The sequence below is a fragment of the Streptomyces sp. NPDC051578 genome (assembly GCF_044454045.1).
Classification (GTDB): Bacteria; Actinomycetota; Actinomycetes; order Streptomycetales; family Streptomycetaceae; genus Streptomyces.
In genome coordinates, this window is the sequence record NZ_JBITDH010000005.1 from 68,275 (window position 1) to 89,718 (window position 21,444).

17 protein-coding genes are annotated in these 21,444 nt (G+C 72.1%); 12 read left to right on the forward strand and 5 right to left on the reverse strand.

Translation table 11 applies throughout. The features are described from left to right. Positions 1-24: 24 nt before the first annotated feature. Positions 25-1,230: a saccharopine dehydrogenase family protein gene (locus ACIA6C_RS21970; protein ID WP_399278124.1), complete on the reverse strand. Its 1,206-nt coding sequence runs from the start codon at positions 1,228-1,230 to the stop codon at positions 25-27. 81 nt (positions 1,231-1,311) lie between these two features. Between ACIA6C_RS21970 and ACIA6C_RS21975 the strand changes: the two genes are divergently transcribed. The 6 genes from ACIA6C_RS21975 (at position 1,312) to ACIA6C_RS22000 (ending at position 8,718) form a co-directional block, all read left to right on the forward strand. Continuing rightward, positions 1,312-1,716 carry an MmcQ/YjbR family DNA-binding protein gene (locus ACIA6C_RS21975; RefSeq protein ID WP_399278126.1) on the forward strand — a complete coding sequence of 135 codons (405 nt, stop codon included), beginning with the start codon at positions 1,312-1,314 and terminating at the stop codon, positions 1,714-1,716. Between the two features lie 218 nt (positions 1,717-1,934). Then, complete coding sequence (locus ACIA6C_RS21980; RefSeq protein ID WP_399278128.1) at positions 1,935-3,065, forward strand: CaiB/BaiF CoA transferase family protein; 1,131 nt, start codon at positions 1,935-1,937, stop codon at positions 3,063-3,065. Beyond that, positions 3,065-4,090 (forward strand): LLM class F420-dependent oxidoreductase, encoded by a 1,026-nt coding sequence (locus ACIA6C_RS21985; protein WP_399278130.1) that lies wholly within the window; start codon positions 3,065-3,067, stop codon positions 4,088-4,090. The genes ACIA6C_RS21980 and ACIA6C_RS21985 overlap by 1 nt, the downstream gene beginning before the upstream one ends. Before the next feature lie 8 nt (positions 4,091-4,098). Beyond that, the gene (locus tag ACIA6C_RS21990; protein WP_399278132.1) at positions 4,099-5,241 is read left to right on the forward strand and encodes an acyl-CoA dehydrogenase family protein; all 1,143 of its coding nucleotides are present in this window, start codon (positions 4,099-4,101) and stop codon (positions 5,239-5,241) included. Positions 5,242-5,287: 46 nt separating this feature from the next. Further along, positions 5,288-6,502 carry an acetyl-CoA C-acetyltransferase gene (locus ACIA6C_RS21995; RefSeq protein WP_399278134.1) on the forward strand — a complete coding sequence of 405 codons (1,215 nt, stop codon included), beginning with the start codon at positions 5,288-5,290 and terminating at the stop codon, positions 6,500-6,502. Between the two features lie 44 nt (positions 6,503-6,546). Continuing rightward, positions 6,547-8,718 (forward strand): 3-hydroxyacyl-CoA dehydrogenase NAD-binding domain-containing protein, encoded by a 2,172-nt coding sequence (locus ACIA6C_RS22000; protein WP_399278136.1) that lies wholly within the window; start codon positions 6,547-6,549, stop codon positions 8,716-8,718. A gap of 138 nt (positions 8,719-8,856) precedes the next feature. Here ACIA6C_RS22000 and ACIA6C_RS22005 read toward each other — a convergent pair whose 3' ends face one another. Further along, positions 8,857-9,516 (reverse strand): 1,4-alpha-glucan branching protein, encoded by a 660-nt coding sequence (locus ACIA6C_RS22005; protein ID WP_399278138.1) that lies wholly within the window; start codon positions 9,514-9,516, stop codon positions 8,857-8,859. 10 nt (positions 9,517-9,526) lie between these two features. After that, on the reverse strand, positions 9,527-10,252 hold the full coding sequence (locus tag ACIA6C_RS22010) for a MerR family transcriptional regulator (protein WP_366082025.1): 726 nt from the start codon (positions 10,250-10,252) through the stop codon (positions 9,527-9,529). 85 nt (positions 10,253-10,337) lie between these two features. On the opposite strand from ACIA6C_RS22010, the gene ACIA6C_RS22015 reads away from it, so the two are divergent. After that, a complete protein-coding gene (locus ACIA6C_RS22015; RefSeq protein ID WP_399278141.1) occupies positions 10,338-12,164 on the forward strand; it encodes an AMP-dependent synthetase/ligase in 1,827 nt (608 codons plus the stop codon). A 45-nt stretch (positions 12,165-12,209) separates the two neighbouring features. On the opposite strand, the gene sph is transcribed toward ACIA6C_RS22015, so the two are convergent. Next, positions 12,210-13,199 carry a sphingomyelin phosphodiesterase gene (gene sph, locus ACIA6C_RS22020; RefSeq protein ID WP_399278143.1) on the reverse strand — a complete coding sequence of 330 codons (990 nt, stop codon included), beginning with the start codon at positions 13,197-13,199 and terminating at the stop codon, positions 12,210-12,212. Between the two features lie 128 nt (positions 13,200-13,327). On the opposite strand from sph, the gene ACIA6C_RS22025 reads away from it, so the two are divergent. Further along, entirely contained in the window at positions 13,328-14,215 is an 888-nt protein-coding gene (locus ACIA6C_RS22025; RefSeq protein WP_399278146.1) for an oxygenase MpaB family protein, read from the forward strand. A 38-nt stretch (positions 14,216-14,253) separates the two neighbouring features. On the opposite strand, the gene ACIA6C_RS22030 is transcribed toward ACIA6C_RS22025, so the two are convergent. Beyond that, positions 14,254-15,765 (reverse strand): M1 family metallopeptidase, encoded by a 1,512-nt coding sequence (locus ACIA6C_RS22030; RefSeq protein WP_399278148.1) that lies wholly within the window; start codon positions 15,763-15,765, stop codon positions 14,254-14,256. 262 nt (positions 15,766-16,027) lie between these two features. Here ACIA6C_RS22030 and ACIA6C_RS22035 point away from each other — a divergent pair, with 262 nt between their 5' ends. The 4 genes from ACIA6C_RS22035 to ACIA6C_RS22050 all read left to right on the forward strand — a co-directional run bounded on the left by ACIA6C_RS22035 (position 16,028) and on the right by ACIA6C_RS22050 (position 21,350). Further along, the gene (locus ACIA6C_RS22035; RefSeq protein WP_399278150.1) at positions 16,028-16,891 is read left to right on the forward strand and encodes a hypothetical protein; all 864 of its coding nucleotides are present in this window, start codon (positions 16,028-16,030) and stop codon (positions 16,889-16,891) included. A 95-nt stretch (positions 16,892-16,986) separates the two neighbouring features. Further along, on the forward strand, positions 16,987-19,419 hold the full coding sequence (locus tag ACIA6C_RS22040) for a Tex family protein (RefSeq protein ID WP_399278690.1): 2,433 nt from the start codon (positions 16,987-16,989) through the stop codon (positions 19,417-19,419). Between the two features lie 244 nt (positions 19,420-19,663). After that, complete coding sequence (locus ACIA6C_RS22045) at positions 19,664-20,167, forward strand: hypothetical protein (RefSeq protein ID WP_366082743.1); 504 nt, start codon at positions 19,664-19,666, stop codon at positions 20,165-20,167. Further along, positions 20,157-21,350: an MAB_1171c family putative transporter gene (locus ACIA6C_RS22050; protein WP_399278152.1), complete on the forward strand. Its 1,194-nt coding sequence runs from the start codon at positions 20,157-20,159 to the stop codon at positions 21,348-21,350. The genes ACIA6C_RS22045 and ACIA6C_RS22050 overlap by 11 nt, the downstream gene beginning before the upstream one ends. Positions 21,351-21,444: the final 94 nt, after the last annotated feature.

A 21,444-nucleotide genomic window follows, 5' to 3' on the forward strand; every position in this document is an offset into this window, starting at 1 on the left:
AGCCGGGAGGGGGGCCCGTCGGTCTCAGCCCGCCGTCTCGGCCGCCACGCGGAAGCGGATGCCGGCCTTCTGGAGGCGGTCCAGCAGGGCGTCGCCCATGGCCACCGCCGTGGTGAGCTGGCCGGAGGTCTCCGGGAGGGCGTCGTAGGCCAGGCACAGGGCCGACTCCGCCAGCATCTTCGCCGTCTCGCCGTAGCCGGGGTCGCCGCCCGAGACCTCCGTGAAGATCCGCCGGCCCCCACCCGTCCCCACGAAACGGACGGTGAACCAGCTGCGCGCGCGCCGCTCCGCGTCCGGGCCCCGGCCCGGCTCCCAGCGGCTCATCAACCACCGCCGGGCGGCGGGCACCTGGGCCAGCGCCACCGTCGCCCCCACCGCCGCCGTCGCGCCCACCGCGACCGGGAGGTGCTCCACGGCCGCGTAGTGCCGGTAACGGAAGTCGGGGCCGTACCGCTCGAGGGCGGCGGCCGATCGGGCCACGACGCGCGGGTCCAGCGTCGGCAGCGGCAGTGCCCAGGCGCCGGTCTCGGGGCTGAACCTCGGCGCGCCCCCCGAGCCCCGTACGCGGCGGCCCGGCAGTCGCGGCTCGTACAGCCGGCGCTCCCGGGCGGCGGCCAGGGTCTGGGGGCCGCGGCTCATCGCGGTGAGGCCGGAGGCCAGGGTCCCGCCGGAGAGCAGGGCGTTGGAGCGCATGTAGCCGTCGACCCGCAGCGGCACCCCGGCCGGCAGCCGGTTCACCGTGAAGTACGTCCCGAGGTCGGCCGGGATCGAGTCGAACCCGCAGGCGTGCACCAACCGCGCGCCGGTTTCCCGGGCCCGCGCGTCGTGGGCGACGTACATCCGGTCGATGAACTCCGGCTCGCCCGTCAGGTCCACGTAGTCCGTGCCCGCCTCCGCGCACGCCGCGACCAGTTCCGCGCCGTACCAGATGTAGGGCCCGACGGTCGTGGCCAGCACCCGCGTGGAGGCGGCCAGTTCCCGTACGGCCCGCGCGTCGGAGGCGTCCGCGCGGACCAGCGGCAGGTCCGCGCACGCCGGGTCCAGGGCGGCGAGCCGCTCGCGCAGCCGCTCCAGCTTGCCGAGGTCCCGGCCCGCGAGGGCCCACCGGCAGCCCGCCGGGGCGTGTGCGGCGAGGTATTCGGCGGTCAGCGTGCCCACGAATCCGGTCGCACCGAAAAGCACGAGGTCGTAGGCGCGTTGCCGTTCTGTGCGGTGAACCTGCTCGTTCATGACGCTCCTCCCAGCTGGTGTCGGTGGCTGAGGCTAGCGTGAGGGTCGACTGTCCGTACGAGCAGGTGTGACCTGCGGTAAGTGGAGGCGTCGGTGAAGGCTGCGGTGCGCAAGTGGGAGAAGGTGCGCGCGTTCGCACTGGGGCTGCCCGAGGCGGTCGAGGAGTTCCCCTGGGGGCCCGAGGACTGCGTGGTCAAGGTCAACAAGAAGATCTTCGTGTTCCTCGGCAACTCCGACGGCCCGCAGCCGCCCGGACTCTCCGTGAAGCTCAAGGACGAGGCGCTGCACGGCCACGCCATGGCCTTTCCCGGCGCCGAGCCCTCGGGGTACGGCCTCGGCCGGGCCGGGTGGGTCTCCGTGCCGCTGGGCGGGACGGGGGCGCCACCGGCCGAGGTCGTGTGCGAATGGGTCGAGGAGAGCTACCGCACCGTCGCACTCAAACGTCACGTCAGGGAACTCGACGCGCGGATCGCGGCAGATGGCTAAGCGCCCGCTCTTGTGCTGAGTGGAACACGTTCCTAGCATCACTGGTGTTACATCGGTTGTGTCACACGTGCCTGCGCAGAACACACCTGCTCAGGACACACCTGCTCAGACACGCACCTGCTCAGGCACACAGTTCCCCACACCCACCCACTCACAGACCCACCCGCTCATCCGCTTGCACACCCACCCGACTCACACGGGGAAACGCTGGGGGCTCGATGGCAGTGTCCGGTACCGGCCCGCTCGCCGGAGTACGCGTCGTCGAACTGGCCGGGATCGGTCCGGGCCCGTTCGCGGCGATGCTCCTCGCCGACCTCGGCGCGGACGTGGTCCGCGTGGACCGTCCCGGGGGCGGCGGGCTCGCGGTCAACCCGGCGTACGACGTCACCAACCGCAACAAGCGCTCCGTCCTGATCGACCTGAAGGCCCCCGAGGGACCGGGCCGGGTACTGGAGCTCGTGGAACGGGCCGACGTACTCATCGAGGGGTTCCGCCCCGGGGTGGCAGAGCGGCTCGGCGTCGGCCCGGCCGACTGCCACGCCCGCAACCCGAAGCTCGTCTACGGCCGGATGACGGGCTGGGGCCAGGAGGGCCCCCTCGCCCACACCGCGGGCCACGACATCGCGTACATCGCCGTCACCGGCGCCCTCGGCATGATCGGCGCCCCGGACGGGCCCCCGGCCGTCCCCGCGAACCTGGTCGGCGACTACGCGGGCGGATCGCTCTACCTCGTGATCGGCGTCCTCGCCGCCCTCGGGCACGCCCGCACCCCCGAGGGGAGCGGTCAGGTCGTGGACGCCGCCATCGTCGACGGGACGGCCCACCTCACCGCCATGATCCACGGCATGATGGCGGCCGGCGGCTGGCAGGACCGGCGCGGCGCCAACCTGCTCGACGGAGGCTGCCCCTTCTACGGCACCTACGAGACCTCCGACGGCGGGTACATGGCGGTCGGCGCACTGGAGCAGCAGTTCTACGACACCTTCGTGGAGCTGCTCGGCATCAAGGAGCAGGCTCCCGCGCGCAAGGACCTCGCCCGCTGGGCCGAGCTCCGCGAGGCCGTCGCCGCCCGCTTCAAGTCCCGTACCCGCGCCGAGTGGACGGCCGTCTTCGAGGGCTCCGACGCCTGCGTGGCGCCCGTGCTGTCCCTGGCCGAGGCGCCGCACCACCCGCACCTCGCGGCCCGGGGCACCTTCACCGACTTCGGCGGGATCACCCAGCCCGCCCCCGCGCCCCGCTTCTCCGCAACCCCGGCCACCGTCACCAGCGGCCCCGCGCAACCGGGGGCCGACGCGGAATCCGTGGCGCGGGACTGGGACGTACCGAACCTGTTGGAGAAGGGCGCCTGATGGAACTGTCCATGATGCTGGACTACTCGGGCGATCCGCGCCGGGCCGCGGACGGGGCGGCCGCGCTGGAGGGTGCCGGGCTCGACGCGGTGTGGGTCGCCGAGGCCTGGGGCTTCGACTCCCCGACGATCATGGGCTACCTGGCGGCCCGCACCGAGCGGATGCGCATCGGCTCCGCCATCTTGAACGTCTACTCGCGCACCCCCGCCCTCATCGCCCAGACCGCCGCCGGCCTCGACGCGATCTCCGGCGGCCGGGCCATGCTCGGCCTCGGCGCGTCCGGCCCCCAGGTGGTCGAGGGCTGGCACGGCAGGCCGTACGACAAGCCCATCGGCCGCACCCGCGAGACGGTGGAGCTGTGCCGCCGGATCTGGCGGCGCGAGACCATCGACCACCACGGCATCACCGACATGCCCCTGCCGCCCCAGAAGGGCGGCCGGCACGGCAAGCCGCTGAAGATGCTGACCCGGCCCGTGCGCCCGGCCGTCCCGGTCTACGTCGCCTCCCTCGGCCCGGCGAACGTGGCGATGACCGCGGAGATCGCAGACGGCTGGCTGCCCACCCTCTTCCTCCCCGAGAAGGCGGACGCCGTGTGGGGCGGCCCCCTCGCCGAGGGCGCCGCCCGCCGGGACCCCGGGCTCGGCCCGCTCCAGCTCGTCGCGGGCGGGCTGCTCGCGATCGGTGAGGACGCCGCCGCCGTACGGGAACGCGCGCGCCCGCAGATCGCCCTGTACGTCGGCGGCATGGGCGCGGCCGGCAAGAACTTCTACAACGACCTCGCCGTCGCCTACGGGTACGAGGAGGAGGCCCGCAAGATCCAGGAGCTCTACCTCTCCGGCCGCAAGCGCGACGCGGCGGCCGCCGTCCCGGACGAGTTCTGCGAGCTCATGACGCTGTGCGGACCCGCCGGCTACGTGCGCGAGCGCGTCGAGGCGTTCCGCGCCGCGGGCGTCACCATGCTCAACGTCACGCCCGTCGGCCCCGAGCCGGCCCGGCTGATCGAAACCGTCAAGAGCTGGCTTTAGGGGGCCCGATGCAACGCCGCATCTTCGACGCCGACCACGAGGCGTTCCGCGAGACCGTACGCACCTTCCTCGCCAAGGAGGTGCTGCCGCACTACGAGCAGTGGGAGAAGGACGGCATCGTCAGCCGCGACGCCTGGCGGGCCGCCGGCCGGCAGGGCCTGCTGGGGCTCGCCGTACCCGAGGAGTACGGAGGTGGCGGGAACACCGACTTCCGCTACGCCGCCGTGATCGCCGAGGAGTTCACCCGGGCCGGCGCGCCCGGGCTCGCGATCGGCCTGCACAACGACATCATCGGGCCGTACCTCACCTCCCTGGCCACCGAGGAGCAAAAGCGCCGCTGGCTCCCCGGTTTCTGCTCCGGCGAGACCATCACGGCGATCGCGATGACGGAACCGGGCGCCGGCTCCGACCTCCAGGGGATCCGTACGAGCGCCGAGGACCGGGGCGACCACTGGCTGCTCAACGGCTCCAAGACCTTCATCTCCAACGGCATCCTGGCCGACCTGGTGATCGTGGTCGCGAAGACGACCCCGGAGGGTGGGGCGCACGGCCTGTCCCTGCTGGTCGTCGAGCGCGGCGCGGAGGGCTTCGAGCGCGGCCGCAACCTCGACAAGATCGGCCAGAAGGCGCAGGACACCGCCGAGCTGTTCTTCCACGACGTACGGGTCCCCAAGGAGAACCTGCTCGGCGAACAGAACGGCGCCTTCCTCCACCTCATGACCAATCTGGCCCAGGAGCGGATGGGCATCGCGATGGCGGGCATCGCCGCCGCGGAGCACCTGCTGGAGATCACGACCGCGTACGTGAAGGAGCGCGAGGCCTTCGGCCGGCCGCTCTCCAAGCTCCAGCACATCCGGTTCGAGATAGCGGAGATGGCCACCGAGTGCGCCGTCACCCGGGCGTTCCTGGACCGGTGCATCGTGGACCACTCCAACGGCGAGCTGGACCACGTCCACGCCTCGATGGCCAAGTGGTGGGCCACCGAACTGCAGAAGCGGGTCGCGGACCGCTGCCTGCAACTGCACGGCGGCTACGGGTACATGAGCGAGTACCGGGTCGCGCGGGCCTTCACCGACGGCCGCATCCAGACCATCTACGGCGGCACGACCGAGATCATGAAAGAGATCATCGGCCGCTCCCTCCTCGGCTAGGTCCCGGAAAGGACCTGACCACAGACCTCCCGAAAGGCTTGACCCAGTGAGCACCGAAGCGTACGTATACGACGCGATCCGCACGCCGCGCGGCCGCGGCAAGGCCAACGGCGCCCTGCACGGCACGAAGCCGATCGACCTGGTCGTCGGCCTCATCCACGCCCTGCGCGAGCGCAACCCGGGCCTCGACCCGGCCACCATCGACGACATCGTGCTCGGTGTCGTGGGCCCCGTGGGTGACCAGGGCTCCGACATCGCCCGTATCGCGGCGATCGCCGCCGGTCTCCCGGACACGGTCGCCGGAGTACAGGAGAACCGCTTCTGTGCCTCCGGCCTGGAGGCCGTCAACATGGCCGCCGCCAAGGTCCGCTCCGGCTGGGAGGACCTCGTCCTCGCGGGCGGCGTCGAGTCCATGTCGCGGGTGCCGATGGCCTCCGACGGCGGTGCCTGGTTCGCCGACCCGATGACCAACTGGGACACCGGCTTCGTTCCGCAGGGCATCGGCGCCGACCTGATCGCCACGATCGAGGGATTCTCGCGGCGCGACGTGGACGAGTACGCGGCCCTGTCCCAGGAGCGCGCCGCGAACGCCGTCAAGGACGGCCGCTTCGCGAAGTCCGTCGTCCCCGTCACCGACCGCAACGGCCTGGTGGTCCTGGACCACGACGAGTTCATCCGCCCGGGCACCACCGCCGACACCCTCGCCAAGCTCAAGCCGTCCTTCGCGGACATCGGCGACCTCGGCGGCTTCGACGCCGTCGCGCTCCAGAAGTACCACTGGATCGAGAAGATCGACCACGTCCACCACGCGGGCAACTCCTCCGGCATCGTCGACGGCGCCTCGCTCGTCGCCATCGGCTCCCGCGAGGCGGGGGAGCGGGGCGGCCTGACGCCGCGCGCCCGGATCGTCTCGGCCGCCGTCTCCGGCTCCGAGCCCACCATCATGCTCACCGGACCGGCCCCGGCCACCCGCAAGGCCCTCGCCAAGGCCGGCCTGACCATCGACGACATCGACCTGGTGGAGATCAACGAGGCGTTCGCGGGCGTCGTGCTGCGCTTCGTCAAGGACATGGGGCTGTCCCTCGACAAGGTCAACGTCAACGGCGGCGCCATCGCGCTCGGCCACCCGCTCGGCGCCACCGGCGCGATGATCCTCGGCACGGTCATCGACGAACTGGAGCGCCAGGACAAGCGCTACGGGCTCGTCACCCTGTGCGTCGGCGGCGGCATGGGCGTCGCGACCATCGTCGAGCGTCTCTGAATCGTCCTGTGACCACCGACCCCTCCGACACGGAAGTAGCGAACATGAGCGAGTCCACCACGATCCGCTGGGAACAGGACGAGACCGGCGTCGTCACCCTCGTCCTCGACGACCCCGGCCAGTCCGCCAACACGATGAACCAGGCCTTCAAGGACTCCATCGCGGCGATCGCCGACCGCGCCGAGGCCGAGAAGGACTCCATCCGCGGCATCATCTACACCTCCGCGAAGAAGACCTTCTTCGCCGGCGGCGACCTCAAGGACATGATCCGGCTGCGTCCCGAGGACGCGGCCCTGGCCTTCGAGACCGGGACCGCGATCAAGCGCTCGCTGCGCCGCATCGAGACCCTGGGCAAACCCGTCGTCGCCGCCATCAACGGTGCGGCCCTCGGCGGCGGTTACGAGATCTGCCTCGCCTCCCACCACCGGATCGCCCTCGACGCGCCCGGCTCCAAGATCGGCCTGCCCGAGGTCACGCTCGGCCTGCTCCCGGCCGGCGGCGGCGTGACCCGCACCGTGCGCCTGATGGGCATCGCGGACGCGCTGCTCAAGGTCCTGCTCCAGGGCACCCAGTACGACCCGCGGCGCGCGCTGGACAACGGCCTGGTCCACGAACTGGCGGCCACCCCCGAGGAGATGCTGGCCAAGGCCCGGGCCTTCATCGACGCCAACCCGGAGTCGAAGCAGCCGTGGGACGTCCCCGGCTACAAGATCCCGGGCGGCACGCCGTCCAACCCGCGGTTCGCCGCCAACCTCCCGGCGTTCCCCGCGAACCTCAAGAAGCAGCTGAACGGGGCCCCGTACCCGGCGCCGCGCAACATCCTGGCCTGCGCCGTGGAGGGCTCGCAGGTCGACTTCGAGACCGCGCTGACCATCGAGGCCCGGTACTTCACCGAGCTGGTCACCGGCCAGACCGCCAAGAACATGATCCAGGCGTTCTTCTTCGACCTCCAGGCCGTCAACGCCGGCCGCAGCCGCCCCCAGGGCGTCGCCCCCCGCCAGGTGCGGAAGGTCGCCGTCCTCGGCGCCGGGATGATGGGTGCGGGCATCGCGTACTCCTGCGCCCGCGCCGGCATCGAGGTGGTGCTCAAGGACGTCACGCCCGAGGCCGCGGCGAAGGGCAAGGCGTACTCGGAGAAGCTGCTCGACAAGGCCCTCTCGCGCGGCCGCACCACCGAGGCCAAGCGCGCCGAGCTGCTCGCCCGGATCACGCCCACGGCGGACGCCGCCGACCTGGCGGGCTGTGACGCCGTCATCGAGGCCGTCTTCGAGGACACCGCCCTCAAGCACAAGGTGTTCCAGGAGGTCCAGGACGTCATCGCCCCCGACGCCCTGCTCTGCTCCAACACCTCCACCCTGCCCATCACCGGGCTCGCCGAGGGCGTGAAGCGGCCCGCCGACTTCATCGGGCTGCACTTCTTCTCGCCCGTCGACAAGATGCCGCTGGTGGAGATCATCAAGGGCGCGCGCACCGGGGACGAGGCGATCGCCCGGGCCTTCGACCTGGTCCGCCAGATCAACAAGACCCCGATCGTGGTCAACGACTCGCGCGGCTTCTTCACCTCGCGGGTCATCGGCCAGTTCATCAACGAGGGCGTCGCCATGGTCGGCGAGGGCATCGAGCCCGCCTCGGTCGAACAGGCCGCGGCCCAGGCCGGTTACCCGGCGAAGGTCCTGTCCCTGATGGACGAGCTCACCCTGACCCTGCCGCGCAAGATCCGCAACGAGACCCGCAAGGCCTTCGAGGCCGAGGGCCGCGCGTGGACCGAGCACCCGGCGGACGCGGTCATCGACCGGATGGTGGACGACTTCGACCGCCCCGGCCGCAGCGGCGGCGCGGGGTTCTACGAGTACGACGAGGCGGGCAAGCGGACCCGGATCTGGCCGGGCCTGCGCGAGCACTTCGCCAAGCCCGACGCCGAGATCCCGTTCGAGGACATGAAGGAGCGGATGCTCTTCTCCGAGGCGCTGGACACCGTCCGTTGTCTCGACGAGGGTGTGCTGACCTCCATCGCCGACGCCAACATCGGCTCGATCATGGGCATCGGCTTCCCGGCCTGGACCGGCGGCGTGATCCAGTACATCAACGGCTACGAGGGCGGCCTGGCGGGCTTCGTCGCCCGCGCGCGCGAGCTGGCCGCCCAGTACGGCGAGCGGTTCACCCCGCCGGCGTCGCTGGTGGCCAAGGCGGAACGCGGCGAGACGTACTCCGACTGACGGCAGGGGCCGGCTCCGGGACGTGGCTCCCGGAGCCGGACGCCCGACCGGCCCGCGGCCCGGCCCACGGCGCGGTGGGGCTCGGACCGGAGCGGGCCGGAGCGCGGACGACGCGGTGAGGGCCGGGCCGGGGCGGCCCTAACCCGCGTAGAGCGCCGCGAAGATCCCCCGGTGCGCGGTCCCGTCCGGGGTGCTCCAGCCCGCCGTGACCCGGCCGACGGCCCCGTGCGGTGCACCGGCACGGTCCAGCGGCCGCAGTACGCGTGACACGGCGAGCCTCGGGCCGTCGCCCAGCGCGATCTCCGTGTCCTGCGCGGTGTGCGCGACCTGCGGCCGCACCGGGGGCAGGAGGGGGACGGGGAGGGTCCGCCCGTCGAAATCGGTGGTGACGGACGGGTCCCGCGTGTCCGACAGGCCCTGCGCCTGGGCCGCCGCCCGGCCCTGGAGCAGCGACAGCAACTGCCCGACGAGCACCGGGTCACGGGTGCCGTCGTACACCCAGCGCCGGCCGAGGACACCGTGCTCCGAGGTGCCGATGAGAGCCGCCTCGGCGCCCTCCAGCGGCGCCCCGCGATAGGTGAGCGGAACGTGGTACGCGACCGGTCCGCCGCCCGACTTTTCGCTGAGCACCATGAATTCGAGACCCACCTCGCCCTGCGGGTCGTCGAGCCGGAAGCCGCCGGCACGGGCCGGCGCGGGGGCGCGCCCGGTGGGCACGTACCAGGGCTGCGCCGGGAGCCAGCCCGCGAGCAGCTCCATCTTGCCCGGTGTCATCGTGGTCTTGTGAATGATCGCCATGTCCGCGAACCTACCCCTCCGAGACGAAGGCGGCCCGCAGCTCTTCCTTCAACGACCGCTGGAACGCCGTCACCAGCGCCTGCACGACCATCGGCTGCATGTGCGCGGACAGCGCCTTCATCGACTCCACCCGCTCCGGATCGCTCTCGCCCTCGGTGAACGGCCCCCAGACCTCGTCCCGGAACAGCGCCGTCAACTCGTGCGCGGCCGTGCGGGCGTGGTCCAGCAGGACGCTGCGGGCCGCCAGGATCGTCTCGTAGGCGATCGGCACGTCGAGCAGCGCGACCCCCAGCCGCAGCAGTCCCACGTCGACCCGGAAGCCCTCGCCGGCCGGCGTCACCACGTTCATCGCCGTCAGCCGCCGCAGGTCGCCCTCCGTCAGCTCCCGCCCGGCCCGCTTCTGCAGTTCCTCCCGCGAGGACTCCTCGGCCGAGTCCGGGGCCCAGGCCGCCACCAGCGCCCGGTGGATCGCCAGGTCGTGCGCGCTCAGGTCGTCGGGCAGCGCGTCCAGGTAGCGCTCGATGGCGGACAAGGTCATGCCCTGGTGCTGCAGTTCCTCGATCAGGGCGAGGCGCGAGAGGTGTTCGGGGCCGTAATGGCCCACCCGGCGGGGTCCGATCACGGGAGGGGGCAAAAGCCCGCGCGTGCTGTAGAACCGTACGGTGCGGACGGTGACACCCGCCCGGGCGGCCAGCTCGTCGACGGTGAGCATCGGCTCGGGTGCCCGGTCGGCCATCGTCTGCGCCTCGCTCTCTGCTCCACAGCTTGGGTTCAACAGTATTGCTGTCGCACCAACGATGTGAAACGGCCAGGAGCTGCCCATGACCACGACACTCCCACTGCCCGGACCGCCCGGGGAGCTCGTCCTCCCCGCTCTGCTCGCCCGCAATGCCGCAGAACACGGGGACCTCCCCGCCCTCTCCTGGCGCGAGGGGCGCGAGGGGGCCGGCTGGAGGACCCTCTCCTGGCGCAAGGTCCGCCAGGAGGTCGCCGCGCTCGCCCGCGGCTACGCGGCCCTCGGCGTCGAACGTGGCGAACACGTGCTGCTGATGATGGGCAACCGGCCCGAGCACTGGCTCACCGACCTCGCCCTCGTCCACCTCGGCGCCGTCCCCGTCACCGTGTACGCGACCTCCGCGCCCGAGCAGGTCGCCCACATAGCCCGCCACAGCAGGGCCCGGTTCGCCGTCGTGGAGGGCGCGCGCGAACTCGGCCGGTGGGAACCGCTGCTGGCCGACCCCGGCGTGGCCCTGGAGGCCCTGGTCGTCGCCGAGGAGGCCGACGCGGGCCCGCACCGCAGCTACGCCTCCCTGAGCGCCGCCGGCGTCCCGCCGCGGTGGGTCGAGGACTTCGAGAAGGCCTGGCAGCAGACGCGGCCCGAGGACCCGCTGACCGTCGTGTACACCTCCGGAACCACCGGCGACCCCAAGGGCGTCCGGCTCACCCACCGCAACATCATGCTCCAGGCGGTCCGCCTCGACCGGCGCACGGCCCTGCCCGAACACGCCGAGCACATCTGCTACCTGCCCTTCGCGCACATCGCGGAGCGGATCCTCGGCATCTACCTGCCCCTGCTGCGGGCCGCGCACGTCCGGCTGGTCGCCGACCCCGCCGCCGTCGCGGGCGCCGTCCGCGAGCTGCGCCCCGTGCAGTTCTTCGGTGTGCCCCGGGTCTGGGAGAAGCTGGCGGCGGCCGTACGGGCCGTCCTGGCCGCTCTCCCCGAGGATCAGCGGGCCGCCATCGAAGCGGCGGGCGGCGTGGCGCGCGCCGTCGCCGGGCACCGCGAGCGCGGTGAGCCGGTCCCGGCCGCGCTCGAAGCCTCGTACGCCCGGGCCAGGGAGCGGGTGCTGGACCCACTGCTGAGCCGGGCGGGGATGGACCGGCTGGTGTGGACGGCCAGCGCCACGGCGCCGATGCCGATCGACGTGGTGCGGTTCTGGGCGGGCTGGGGCATCACGATCATGGACGCCTGGGGGCTGACCGAGACGGCCGGGGTGTGCACGGTCAACAGCCCGGACGGCTTCCGGCTGGGTTCGGTGGGCCGTCCCATCGACGGCGTCGAGCTCAAGATCGCCGAGGACGGCGAGATCCTCGCCCGCGGCGAGACCGTCTTCGGCGGCTACCTGCGCCCCGACGGCTCGGTGGAGCGGGCGAGCGACACGGACGGCTGGTTCCCCACCGGGGACGTAGGCCGGCTCGACGACGACGGTTTCCTCTGGCTGACCGACCGCAAGAAGGAACTGATCATCACCTCGAACGGCAAGAACGTCTCGCCCGCCCTGGTGGAGAACACCGTCAAGGAGCACCCGCTGATCGGCCAGGCCCTCGTCCACGGCGACGGCCACTCCTACCTCGTCGCCCTGCTCGTCCTGGACCCCGAGGTGGTCCCGGCCTGGGCCGCGGCCCGCGGCATCACGGCCGCCTCGCCCGCCGCGCTCGCCGAGCACCCGCAGGTGCTGGAGGAGGTCGCCCGCGCGGTGGAGGCGGCCAACGCCCGGCTCAACCGCACCGAGCGGATCAAGAGGTACCGGCTGCTGAGCGAGGAGTGGGGCCCGGAGTCCGGAGAACTCACCCCGTCGCTCAAACTGCGCCGCCGGGTGGTGCGCGAGAAGTACGCCGGCCTGATCGAGGGGCTGTACGAGGCGTAGCGGAGCGCGGGTGCCCACCGGTGGGGCGGGCACCCGCGAGCCGGGTCAGCGCCCGATCACCGGGTAGTGGTCGGAGAGGTCGGTGTACGTGTAGGAGGTGCCCCAGCTGGAGACCGTCCAGGGGGCGGACTGCTCCTTGACCACCGTGTTCTCCCAGCCCGCCGGGCGGGCGTTGCCCTTGCGGTACAGGACGTAGTCCAGGTCCTCGCGCGGGTCGGTCGGGTAGCGGTAGTTGGCCACCGAGTTGAGTGCCGTGTCGAAGGAGTACGGGTGCCCCGTACGGGAGTCGGCGGGGGCCAGGTCGGCGTCGGCCAGCATGGAGGGGTACTCGGCGCCGTGCGAGTCGACGTTCATGTCGCCCGCGACGATGACCTCTTCGCCCGGGGGGATGTTCTTGGCGTCCAGGAAGGCGTCTATCGCGCGGAACTGGCGGCCGCGGATGTCCGCCGCCTCACCGGTGCCGCAGCCGGAGTCGGTGGACTGGGAGTGCGTGCCGACCACGTGCACCTTGGTGCCGTTCACGTTCAGCACGACGTAGGCGAAGCCCTTGTTGGACCACCAGTCCGAGCCGCAGGCGTCCTTGTAGACCACCTGTTCCTTGCGCAGGATCGGCCACTTGCTGAGGATCGTGACCCCGCCGTCCTCCGGGGTGGTGGAGGAGTAGGAGCCGCCGGTGGCGTCCCAGCCGCTCTTCGAGCGGCCGACGACCGGCGTCTGGTACGGGTACTGCGCCGAGGCACCGGACTTCAGCGCGTCCGAGGCGGTGTTGTCGAAGGCCTCCTGGAGCACCACCACGTCGTGCCCCTGGAAGAACGAGGCCTTGGGGATCTCCGCGGCCCGGTGCGCCTGGCCCCAGTTGGGGTAGAGGTTCGTCGACATGAGGAACGTGTTGTACGTCAGGACGCTGAGGCGCGGGACGGCGGCGCTGTCCGCGGCCGTGGCGGCCGGGGCGGTGGTGAGGGCCAGCGCGCCGGCGGCGACCGCCGCGACGGCGGTGGCGGCGGCGCGACCGTGGCGGTTCAGGGTGTGCGTCATGGGGGCTCCGTCATTCCTGCGGGGGAAGATCGACGCCGTCATCCAAGCAGCCGCGGTTACCTCTGGGTAACACCTGTGCAGAGACTTTCTGTCCGCAGCACGACCGTATGGACTCGCATACTTGAACCATGAGCGACACGGAGTCCGCCACCCGGACACCCACCCACCGCCGCGACCCCGAGCCGCCCCCGCCCGGTGGTGTGCTGTGGACCATCGCGGGGGACGTCCGGGCGCTGCTGATGCTCCCCGCGGCCTTCACCATGCAGGTCGCCCATCCCGCGATCGGCGCAGGCGTCGACGAGCACTCCGTCTTCCGGACCGACCCCTGGGGGCGCGGCGAGCGCTCGCTGCGCTCCGTCCAGCTGTGGGTGTACGGGGGCGAGCGGGCCGCCGAGGAGGGGCGCCGGGTGCGCCGCCTGCACAAGGCGATCCAGGGCACCGACACCCGCGGGCGCCGCTACCACTCCCTCGACCCCGCCTGTTACTCCTGGGTCCACGCCACCGGCTTCCCGGTCTACCTCTACGCCGGCCGGTACCTGCTGCGCCGCTTCACCCCGGCCCAGGAGCGGCAGCTGTACCGGGAGTGGCTCCAGGTGGGCCGGATCCTCGGCATCCACGACCGGGACATGCCGCAGACCATCGAGGAGTACTGGGTCTACTACCGCCGGATGCTGGCCGAGGAGATCGAGCCCACCCCGGTCGCCCGGGAACTGGTCGCCACCGACGTGGCGCTGCCCCGGCCCGAGGGCGGCCCGCTACCGGTACGGCTGCTGCTGCGGCTCACCTGGCCGGTGCTGCGGGCCGCGTTCCTGAGGCTGCGGGCCTTCGTCACCGTCGGCTACATGCCGCCCGACGCGCGGGCCGCGATCGGACTGGAGTGGACCCCCGCGCAGGAGCGCAGGCTCCGGTGGTTCAGCGCGGTCGTACGGGTCCTCGTACCGCTGCTCCCCGAACGGCTGCGCTACCTGCCGATCGCCCGCGCGGCGCGGGCACGCGAACGCGCCGCCGCCCGCTGAGGGGCGACGGCGCGCGGCGTCCGGGCGCGGGGGCGCCGTCAGTGCTCGTGGATCGAGTTCGTCTCGGCGATCTTCTTCCAGGACTTCGGCTCCACCGGCTCGGCGGCGGGGGCCTTCGAGGACCGGGCGGTCGGGGACTGTCCCGCGGCCGGCGGGTTGAAGGCGGGCTTGCCCGGGGTGTACAGCCAGGTCTCGAACAGCTGGGCCAGCGGCTTGCCGGAGACCTTCTCCGCGTACCGCACGAAGTCCCCGACCTTGGCGTTGCCGTAGGCGTGCTCGGTCGGCCAGCCCTTGAGGATCCGGAAGAACTTCTCGTCGCCGATCTCATTGCGCAGCGCCTGGAGGGCGATCGCGCCGCGGTCGTAGACGGCGCCGTGGAACTGGTTGTCCGGGCCCGGGTCACCCGGCTTGACCTGCCAGAACGGGTCGTCCGCCGCCGGAAGCGTCCGGTACGTCCAGTCGGCGAGTTCCTGCGCCGTGCCCTCGCCCTCCTTCTCCGACCACAGCCACTGGCTGTAGCGCGCGAACCCCTCGTTGATCCAGATGTCCTTCCAGTTGTCGACGGAGACGCTGTCGCCGTACCACTGGTGCGCCAGCTCGTGCACGACCACCGAGACGTTCGCGCCGTTCGCGAACTGGCGCGGGCTGTAGAACGGCCGGCTCTGGGTCTCCAGGGCGAAGCCGGACGGCACGTTCGGCACGTACCCGCCCAGCGCGTTGAAGGGGTACGGGCCGAAGACGCTCTCCAGCCACTCCGCGACCTCACCGGTCCGCTCCACGCTCGCGCGCGCCGCGCCCGCGTTGTCGCCCAGGTCCTTGCTGTACGCGTTGAGGATCGGCAGCCCGTTCGCGGTCTTGCCGGTGGTGATGTCGAACTTGCCGACGGCGAGGGTGGCCAGGTACGTGGCCTGCGGCTTGTTCGAGCGCCAGTTGTAGCGGGTCCAGCCGAGCTTGGAAGTCTGAGACTGGAGCACGCCGTTGCTGATCGCCTGGGTGCCGTCGGGGACGTTGACCGAGATGTCGAAAGTGGCCTTGTCGAGCGGGTGGTCGTTGCTCGGGAACCACCAGACGGCCGAGTCGGGCTCCTGCGCCGCGACACCGCCGTCCGGGGTGCGCTGCCAGGCGGACCAGCCGTCGACCTTGAACTCCGAGGGCTTGCCCGCGTACTTGACGACGACCGAGGCCTGCTTGCCCTTCTCCAGCGCCTGCGCCGGGGTGACTTCCAGCTCGTGCGCGCCGGAGGTCGCGAACGTGGCCTTCGCGCCGTTGACCCGGATCTCGCTGACCTTGAGGCCGAAGTCCAGGTTGAAGCGGGACAGGTCCTGCGTGGCGGTGGCCAGGAGGGTGGCGGTGCCCTCCAGCAGGTCCGTCTTCGGCTCGTACTTGAGGCGCAGGTCGTAGTGGGAGACGTCGTATCCGCCGTTGCCGCTGGTCGGGTAATAGGAGTCGCCGATGCCCGGGGCGCCCGGGACGGAAGCGGCCGCCGACGCCGGGATCACCAGCAGCAGGGAAGCGGCGAGCACGCTCGGGGCGATGGCTTTGCGGTGCACGAAGAGCTCCAAGGGGTAGGGGAGACAGTTCCGTTCGCGGATGCGTGTTCCGACCGTATTCACGCGCGACGCCCCGGGTCATGTCCATGGCGCCTGTTGTCACATGATCGCCATTCGGCCGTCACAGGCCGGGGCGCAGCGCCGCGAACAGCCGCGTCCGCGCCACCGGGGGGTCGAAGATCGGCCGGAAACGGCGGCTTCCGACCGGCCGGGGCGGGAACGGGTCTGGTCCGCATACTAAGCAGTCGGTAATCTGCACCGCATGACTCTTCCCCCGCGCGCCGCCCGCCACTGCTGGCACGCAGCGATCAACCCGCTGCACGCCACCATCTACTTCTCGCCCGACCTCGGCAAGGAGTTCGCCGCCCTCGGCGTCACGGACCGCGCAGCCGTGAACCTCGCCTCCCGCTCCGCCGCCATGGGAGCCGTCGGCGCCGGGGCGGTGACCGCCACCTTCTACAACTACCGCAACGACCTGATCGCGCGGCACCTGCCCGCGGTCTGGGAGACCGCCTCGCCCGAGCAGGTACTCGCCGCCCGGCTGCGCGCCGCCGACAGCACCCTGCGCCGCCTCCTCGGCGACGAGACGATCGCGTCCCCCGAGGTCGCCGAAGCCGCCGACCTCGCCATGCGGGCCACCGAGGCCTGCACCCGCCACGGCCGCACCCTCTACGCCGCCCACGCGGACCTGCCCATACCCCAGGAGCCCCACCTGCGGCTGTGGCACGCCACCACCCTGCTGCGCGAGCACCGCGGCGACGGCCACCTCGCCGCCCTCCTCCTCGCGGAACTCGACCCGCTGGAGGCCCTGCTCAGCCACACCGCCACCGGCCGCGGCATGACCTCCGCGTGGATCAAGTCGATCCGCGGCTGGGACCAGTGCGACCTCGACGCCGCCACCGACCGGCTGCGCGAGCGCGGCATCCTGGACGCGGCCGGGGACCTCACCGAGCAGGGCGCCGCCGTACGCGAGCAGCTGGAGACGGACACCGACCGCCTCGACGCCGCTCCCTACGAGCACCTCGGCGTGGAGGGCCTGGGCCGCCTCGCCGAGATCGGCGGAGCGCTCGTCGCCAAGGCCATAGGCGCCGGAGCCTTCCCGAAGGACCTCTTCGGCAAGGCCTGAGCCGGGTCTTTCGGGCGTCCGTCACCGCCACCTGCCACAATTGGCAGCCTTCCACGCATCCCATGCACACGTACGAAGGCAGGCAGGACCGCACCGTGACGATGTCCATCGAAGGCAGGATCGCCGAGGAGCTCGGCGTACGGGAACGGCAGGTCAAGGCCGCCGTCGAGCTGCTCGACGGCGGCTCCACCGTGCCGTTCATCGCTCGCTACCGCAAGGAAGCGACCGAGATGCTCGACGACGCCCAGCTGCGCTCCCTGGAGGAGCGGCTGCGCTACCTGCGCGAGCTGGAGGACCGGCGGGCGGCGATCCTCGACTCCGTGCGCGAACAGGGCAAGCTCGACGCGGAGCTGGAGGCCCGGATCCGGGCGGCCGACACCAAGGCCCGGCTGGAGGACATCTACCTTCCCTTCAAGCCCAAGCGGCGCACCAAGGCGCAGATCGCCCGCGAGGCGGGCCTCGAACCGCTCGCGGAGGGCCTGCTCGCCGACCCCTCGGTGGAACCGGCCGCCGCCGCGGCCGCGTTCGTGGACCCCGACAAGGGCGTCGGCGACACGGCGGCCGCCCTGGAGGGCGCCCGCGCCATCCTCACCGAGAAGTTCGCCGAGGACGCCGACCTGATCGGCGAGCTGCGCGAGCGGATGTGGAACCGCGGCCGGCTCGCGTCCAAGGTGCGCGAGGGCAAGGAGGAGGCGGGCGCCAAGTTCGCCGACTACTTCGACTTCGCCGAGCCCTTCACCGCGCTGCCCTCGCACCGCGTCCTCGCCATGCTCCGCGGTGAGAAGGAGGACGTGCTCGTCCTCGACCTGGAGCCGGAAGAGCCGGCCGGGACGCCCGGCCCGTCCACGTACGAGGGCATGATCGCCCGCCGCTTCGGGATCCAGGCTCCCTCGGAGCGGGGCCGGCCCGGCGACAAGTGGCTCGCCGACACCGTCCGCTGGGCCTGGCGCACGAAGATCCAGGTGCACCTCGGCATCGACCTGCGGACCAGGCTGCGCGCCGCCGCCGAGGACGAGGCCGTACGCGTCTTCGCGGCCAACCTCCGCGACCTGCTCCTCGCGGCCCCCGCGGGCACCCGGGCCACCCTCGGCCTGGACCCGGGCTTCCGCACCGGCGTCAAGGTGGCCGTCGTCGACGCCACGGGCAAGGTCGTGGCCACCGACGTGATCTACCCGCACGTGCCCGCCAACAAGTGGGACGAGTCCCTCGCCAAGCTGGCCCGGCTGGCGAAGGAACACGCGGTCGAACTCGTCGCGATCGGCAACGGCACCGCCTCCCGCGAGACGGACAAGCTCGCCGGCGACCTCATCTCGCGCCACCCGGAGCTCGGGCTGACCAAGGTGATGGTCTCCGAGGCGGGCGCGTCCGTGTACTCGGCCTCCGCCTTCGCGTCGCAGGAACTGCCGGGCATGGACGTCTCGTTGCGCGGCGCCGTCTCCATCGCCCGCCGCCTGCAGGACCCGCTCGCCGAACTGGTGAAGATCGACCCGAAGTCCATCGGGGTCGGCCAGTACCAGCACGATCTGTCCGAGGTGAAGCTCTCCCGCTCGCTGGACGCGGTCGTGGAGGACTGTGTGAACGGCGTCGGCGTCGACGTCAACACCGCTTCCGCACCGCTGCTTTCGCGGGTGTCGGGCATCAGCGGCGGCCTCGCCGAGAACATCGTCGCCCACCGCGACGCCAACGGCCCGTTCCGCAGCCGCAAGGGGCTCAAGGACGTGGCCCGGCTCGGCCCCAAGGCGTACGAGCAGTGCGCCGGCTTCCTGCGCATCCGCGGCGGGGACGACCCGCTGGACGCCTCCAGCGTGCACCCCGAGGCCTACCCGGTGGTGCGGGGCATGGCCAAGACGGTCGGCAGCGAGGTGGCGGCGCTGATCGGCAACAGCGGCGTGCTGCGCTCGCTGCGGCCGGAGCAGTTCGTCACGGAGGCCTTCGGCCTGCCGACGGTCACCGACATCCTGCGCGAGCTGGAGAAGCCGGGCCGCGACCCGCGCCCCGCGTTCAAGACGGCCACCTTCAAGGAGGGCGTGGAGAAGATCGGCGACCTCGCCCCCGGCATGATCCTCGAAGGCGTGGTCACCAACGTGGCCGCCTTCGGCGCCTTCATCGACATCGGCGTCCACCAGGACGGCCTCGCGCACGTCTCGGCCCTGTCGAAGACCTTCGTCAAGGACCCGCGGGACGTGGTCAAGCCCGGCGACATCGTGCGCGTGAAGGTCATGGAGGTGGACATCCCGCGCAAGCGGATCTCCTTGACCCTGCGGATCGACGACGAGGCGACGGGCGACCGCTCGCCGGGCGCCCCGAGGCAGCGCGAGGAGCGGCGCGGCAGCGGCCGCCCGCCGCAGCAGCGCGGCCAGGGCGGCCAGCGCGGTCAGGGCGCCCAGGGCGGCCAGGGCCGCACCGGCGCGCAGAACCGCAACGGCGGCCAGGGCGGCGGCAGCGCGCCGGCCCCCGCCAACAGCGCGATGGCGGACGCCCTGCGCCGGGCCGGCCTCACCGGCAAGGAGGAGCGCCGCAAGCGGTAGCGGCCCCGCGCGCGTGAACACGTACGGGATGGCCGAATAGGTTCCCACCTGGGCACACCGTCTTGCCAACTCCCGTACATGATCTGTAGGCATGAGTGGAACGCCCGTTCGTCCTGACGCGGACGGGCTTCCGCATTCCCCTCAGGGACCGCACTCCCGGGGCCGCCTCAAGGCACAGGATGTAAAGCCCATGCCCACACACGCCTATCGACGCTGCCCGAGAAAGGGTCCGAAGAGGGAACACATGCCCTATCGGAATCTCAACCTGCGGAAACGGTGCGAGACGATTCTCGGCCATCTGGACCTGAGCCGCCCGTTCTCGCTTGAGAACCTCTGCACGGACATAGCCGAACAGCGCGGACGCCCCATCCGGCTCCACCCGCTGCCCAAGGAAGCTGCCGAAACCGGCGTCTGCGGCCTGTGGGTCGGCACGGCCGGCGTGGACTACGTGTTCTACGAGGCCCAGACCACGCCCCTGCACCGGGAGCACATCGTGCTCCACGAGATCGGCCACATCCTGTTCGGCCACCATTCGCTGGAGGGCGAGGAGACCGACGGCAAGGCCCCCGTCGTCCTCGGACGCACCAACTACACCACCCGCCAGGAGCAGGAGGCGGAGATGCTCGCGAGCATGATCCGCACGCGCACCGCCGGCCACGGCCCGCAGTCGCGGACCGCGCCCCGCGGCGCCCTCGCCCGCCTGGAGTCCGCCATGGGGTACGGACGGGGCGTGCACGATGGCAGCTGACCTCACGGCCTTCGGCAACTGGCTCGCCGTCCCCAGCGTGGTGGTCCTGTGGATCGCGGTCCTGCTGCGCGCACCCGGCGCCCTGCGCTCACCGCAGCAACGCGGCCTGTGGCTCGCCGTCGCGACCGCCGCGGCCGCGATGACCCTGAACCTGCCCGGAGTCGTCGCCTACGCCACGAGCCGGGACGCCGGCTACGCGCACGCGATCGGCCTGGTCCGCAACCTCATCGGCGTCCTCTCGGCCGGCGCCGTGGTCTACTTCGTGGCCGCCGCCACCCGGGGCCGCCGACTCCAACTGGCCTCCTGGACCGGCACGGTGCTCTGGCTGGGCATGCTGGTCGTGCTGGACTTCCTCGCGCCCGAACACGGGACGCACACCATCCCGCCCGTCGGGGACCCGGTGCCCTCGCTCGCGTACTGGCTGGTGCTGATCTCGGCCCACCTCGTCGCCAACACCACCTGCGTGTACGTGTGCGCCCGCTACAGCCGGCGCACCGAGAGCCGCGGACTGGCCCTCGGGCTGCGGCTGTTCGGCCTCGGCACGGCCCTCGCCGGCGTGTTCTGGTTCGTGTACCTGCTCAAGGCCCTGTTCGACAGCACCTGGGCCATGCCCGCCCTGCCGCTGATGATGAACCTGCACGGGCTGCTGCGCGCCGCCGCCATAGTCGTCCCGACCCTCTTCACGCTGCGCCGTACGACGGCCGACATCGCCACCGCCTGGCGGCTGTGGCCGCTGTGGCGGGACCTGGTCCAGGCCGTACCGCACGTCGTCCTGTCGAAGCCGCGGGCCGGGCGGGTCGCCGAGCTGATCTGGCCGCCCCTGCCGCGCAGCCTGCTGGTGTACCGCAAGGTCATCGAGACGCGCGACGCGATCTTGATCCTGGGGGAGTACGTGGCCCCGGGCCTCGCGGAACTCGCGCGCAACCACGTCGCCGGGAGCGGGGTGCCCGAGCAGCGGCGGTCCGCGGCCGCGCTGGCCTGCCTGCTCAAGGAGGCCCGGCAGGCGAAGCTGGCCGGAGTGCCCGGACAGCAGTCGGGGGAGGCCTCGGCCCTGGAGCTGCCCGCCGCGATCCAGAGCTCGGCGGAAGGCGGCGACCTGGACGAGGAGGCCCGCTTCCTGGTGCACGTCGCGCAGGCCTACGCCTCGCCCGCGACCACCTCCTTCGCGCCGCAGCCGGCGTGAGGCCGCGGCAGCACCCCGCCTGAACCCGCGCCGGGCCCGCCCGGGCCCGGGTGCACCCGCCGCCCGCCCCCGACACCGTAGGAGTGACCACCGA

Bases quoted from the DNA above. Each gene is read 5' to 3' on its own strand.
- ACIA6C_RS21970 (WP_399278124.1), bottom strand. From the start codon at position 1,230: ATGAACGAGCAGGTTCACCGCACAGAACGGCAACGCGCCTACGACCTC.
- ACIA6C_RS21980 (WP_399278128.1), top strand. From the start codon at position 1,935: ATGGCAGTGTCCGGTACCGGCCCGCTCGCCGGAGTACGCGTCGTCGAA.
- ACIA6C_RS21985 (WP_399278130.1), top strand. From the start codon at position 3,065: ATGGAACTGTCCATGATGCTGGACTACTCGGGCGATCCGCGCCGGGCC.
- ACIA6C_RS21990 (WP_399278132.1), top strand. From the start codon at position 4,099: ATGCAACGCCGCATCTTCGACGCCGACCACGAGGCGTTCCGCGAGACC.
- ACIA6C_RS22000 (WP_399278136.1), top strand. From the start codon at position 6,547: ATGAGCGAGTCCACCACGATCCGCTGGGAACAGGACGAGACCGGCGTC.
- ACIA6C_RS22005 (WP_399278138.1), bottom strand. From the start codon at position 9,516: ATGGCGATCATTCACAAGACCACGATGACACCGGGCAAGATGGAGCTG.
- ACIA6C_RS22010 (WP_366082025.1), bottom strand. From the start codon at position 10,252: ATGGCCGACCGGGCACCCGAGCCGATGCTCACCGTCGACGAGCTGGCC.
- ACIA6C_RS22015 (WP_399278141.1), top strand. From the start codon at position 10,338: ATGACCACGACACTCCCACTGCCCGGACCGCCCGGGGAGCTCGTCCTC.
- sph (WP_399278143.1), bottom strand. From the start codon at position 13,199: ATGACGCACACCCTGAACCGCCACGGTCGCGCCGCCGCCACCGCCGTC.
- ACIA6C_RS22025 (WP_399278146.1), top strand. From the start codon at position 13,328: ATGAGCGACACGGAGTCCGCCACCCGGACACCCACCCACCGCCGCGAC.
- ACIA6C_RS22035 (WP_399278150.1), top strand. From the start codon at position 16,028: ATGACTCTTCCCCCGCGCGCCGCCCGCCACTGCTGGCACGCAGCGATC.
- ACIA6C_RS22045 (WP_366082743.1), top strand. From the start codon at position 19,664: ATGCCCTATCGGAATCTCAACCTGCGGAAACGGTGCGAGACGATTCTC.
- ACIA6C_RS22050 (WP_399278152.1), top strand. From the start codon at position 20,157: ATGGCAGCTGACCTCACGGCCTTCGGCAACTGGCTCGCCGTCCCCAGC.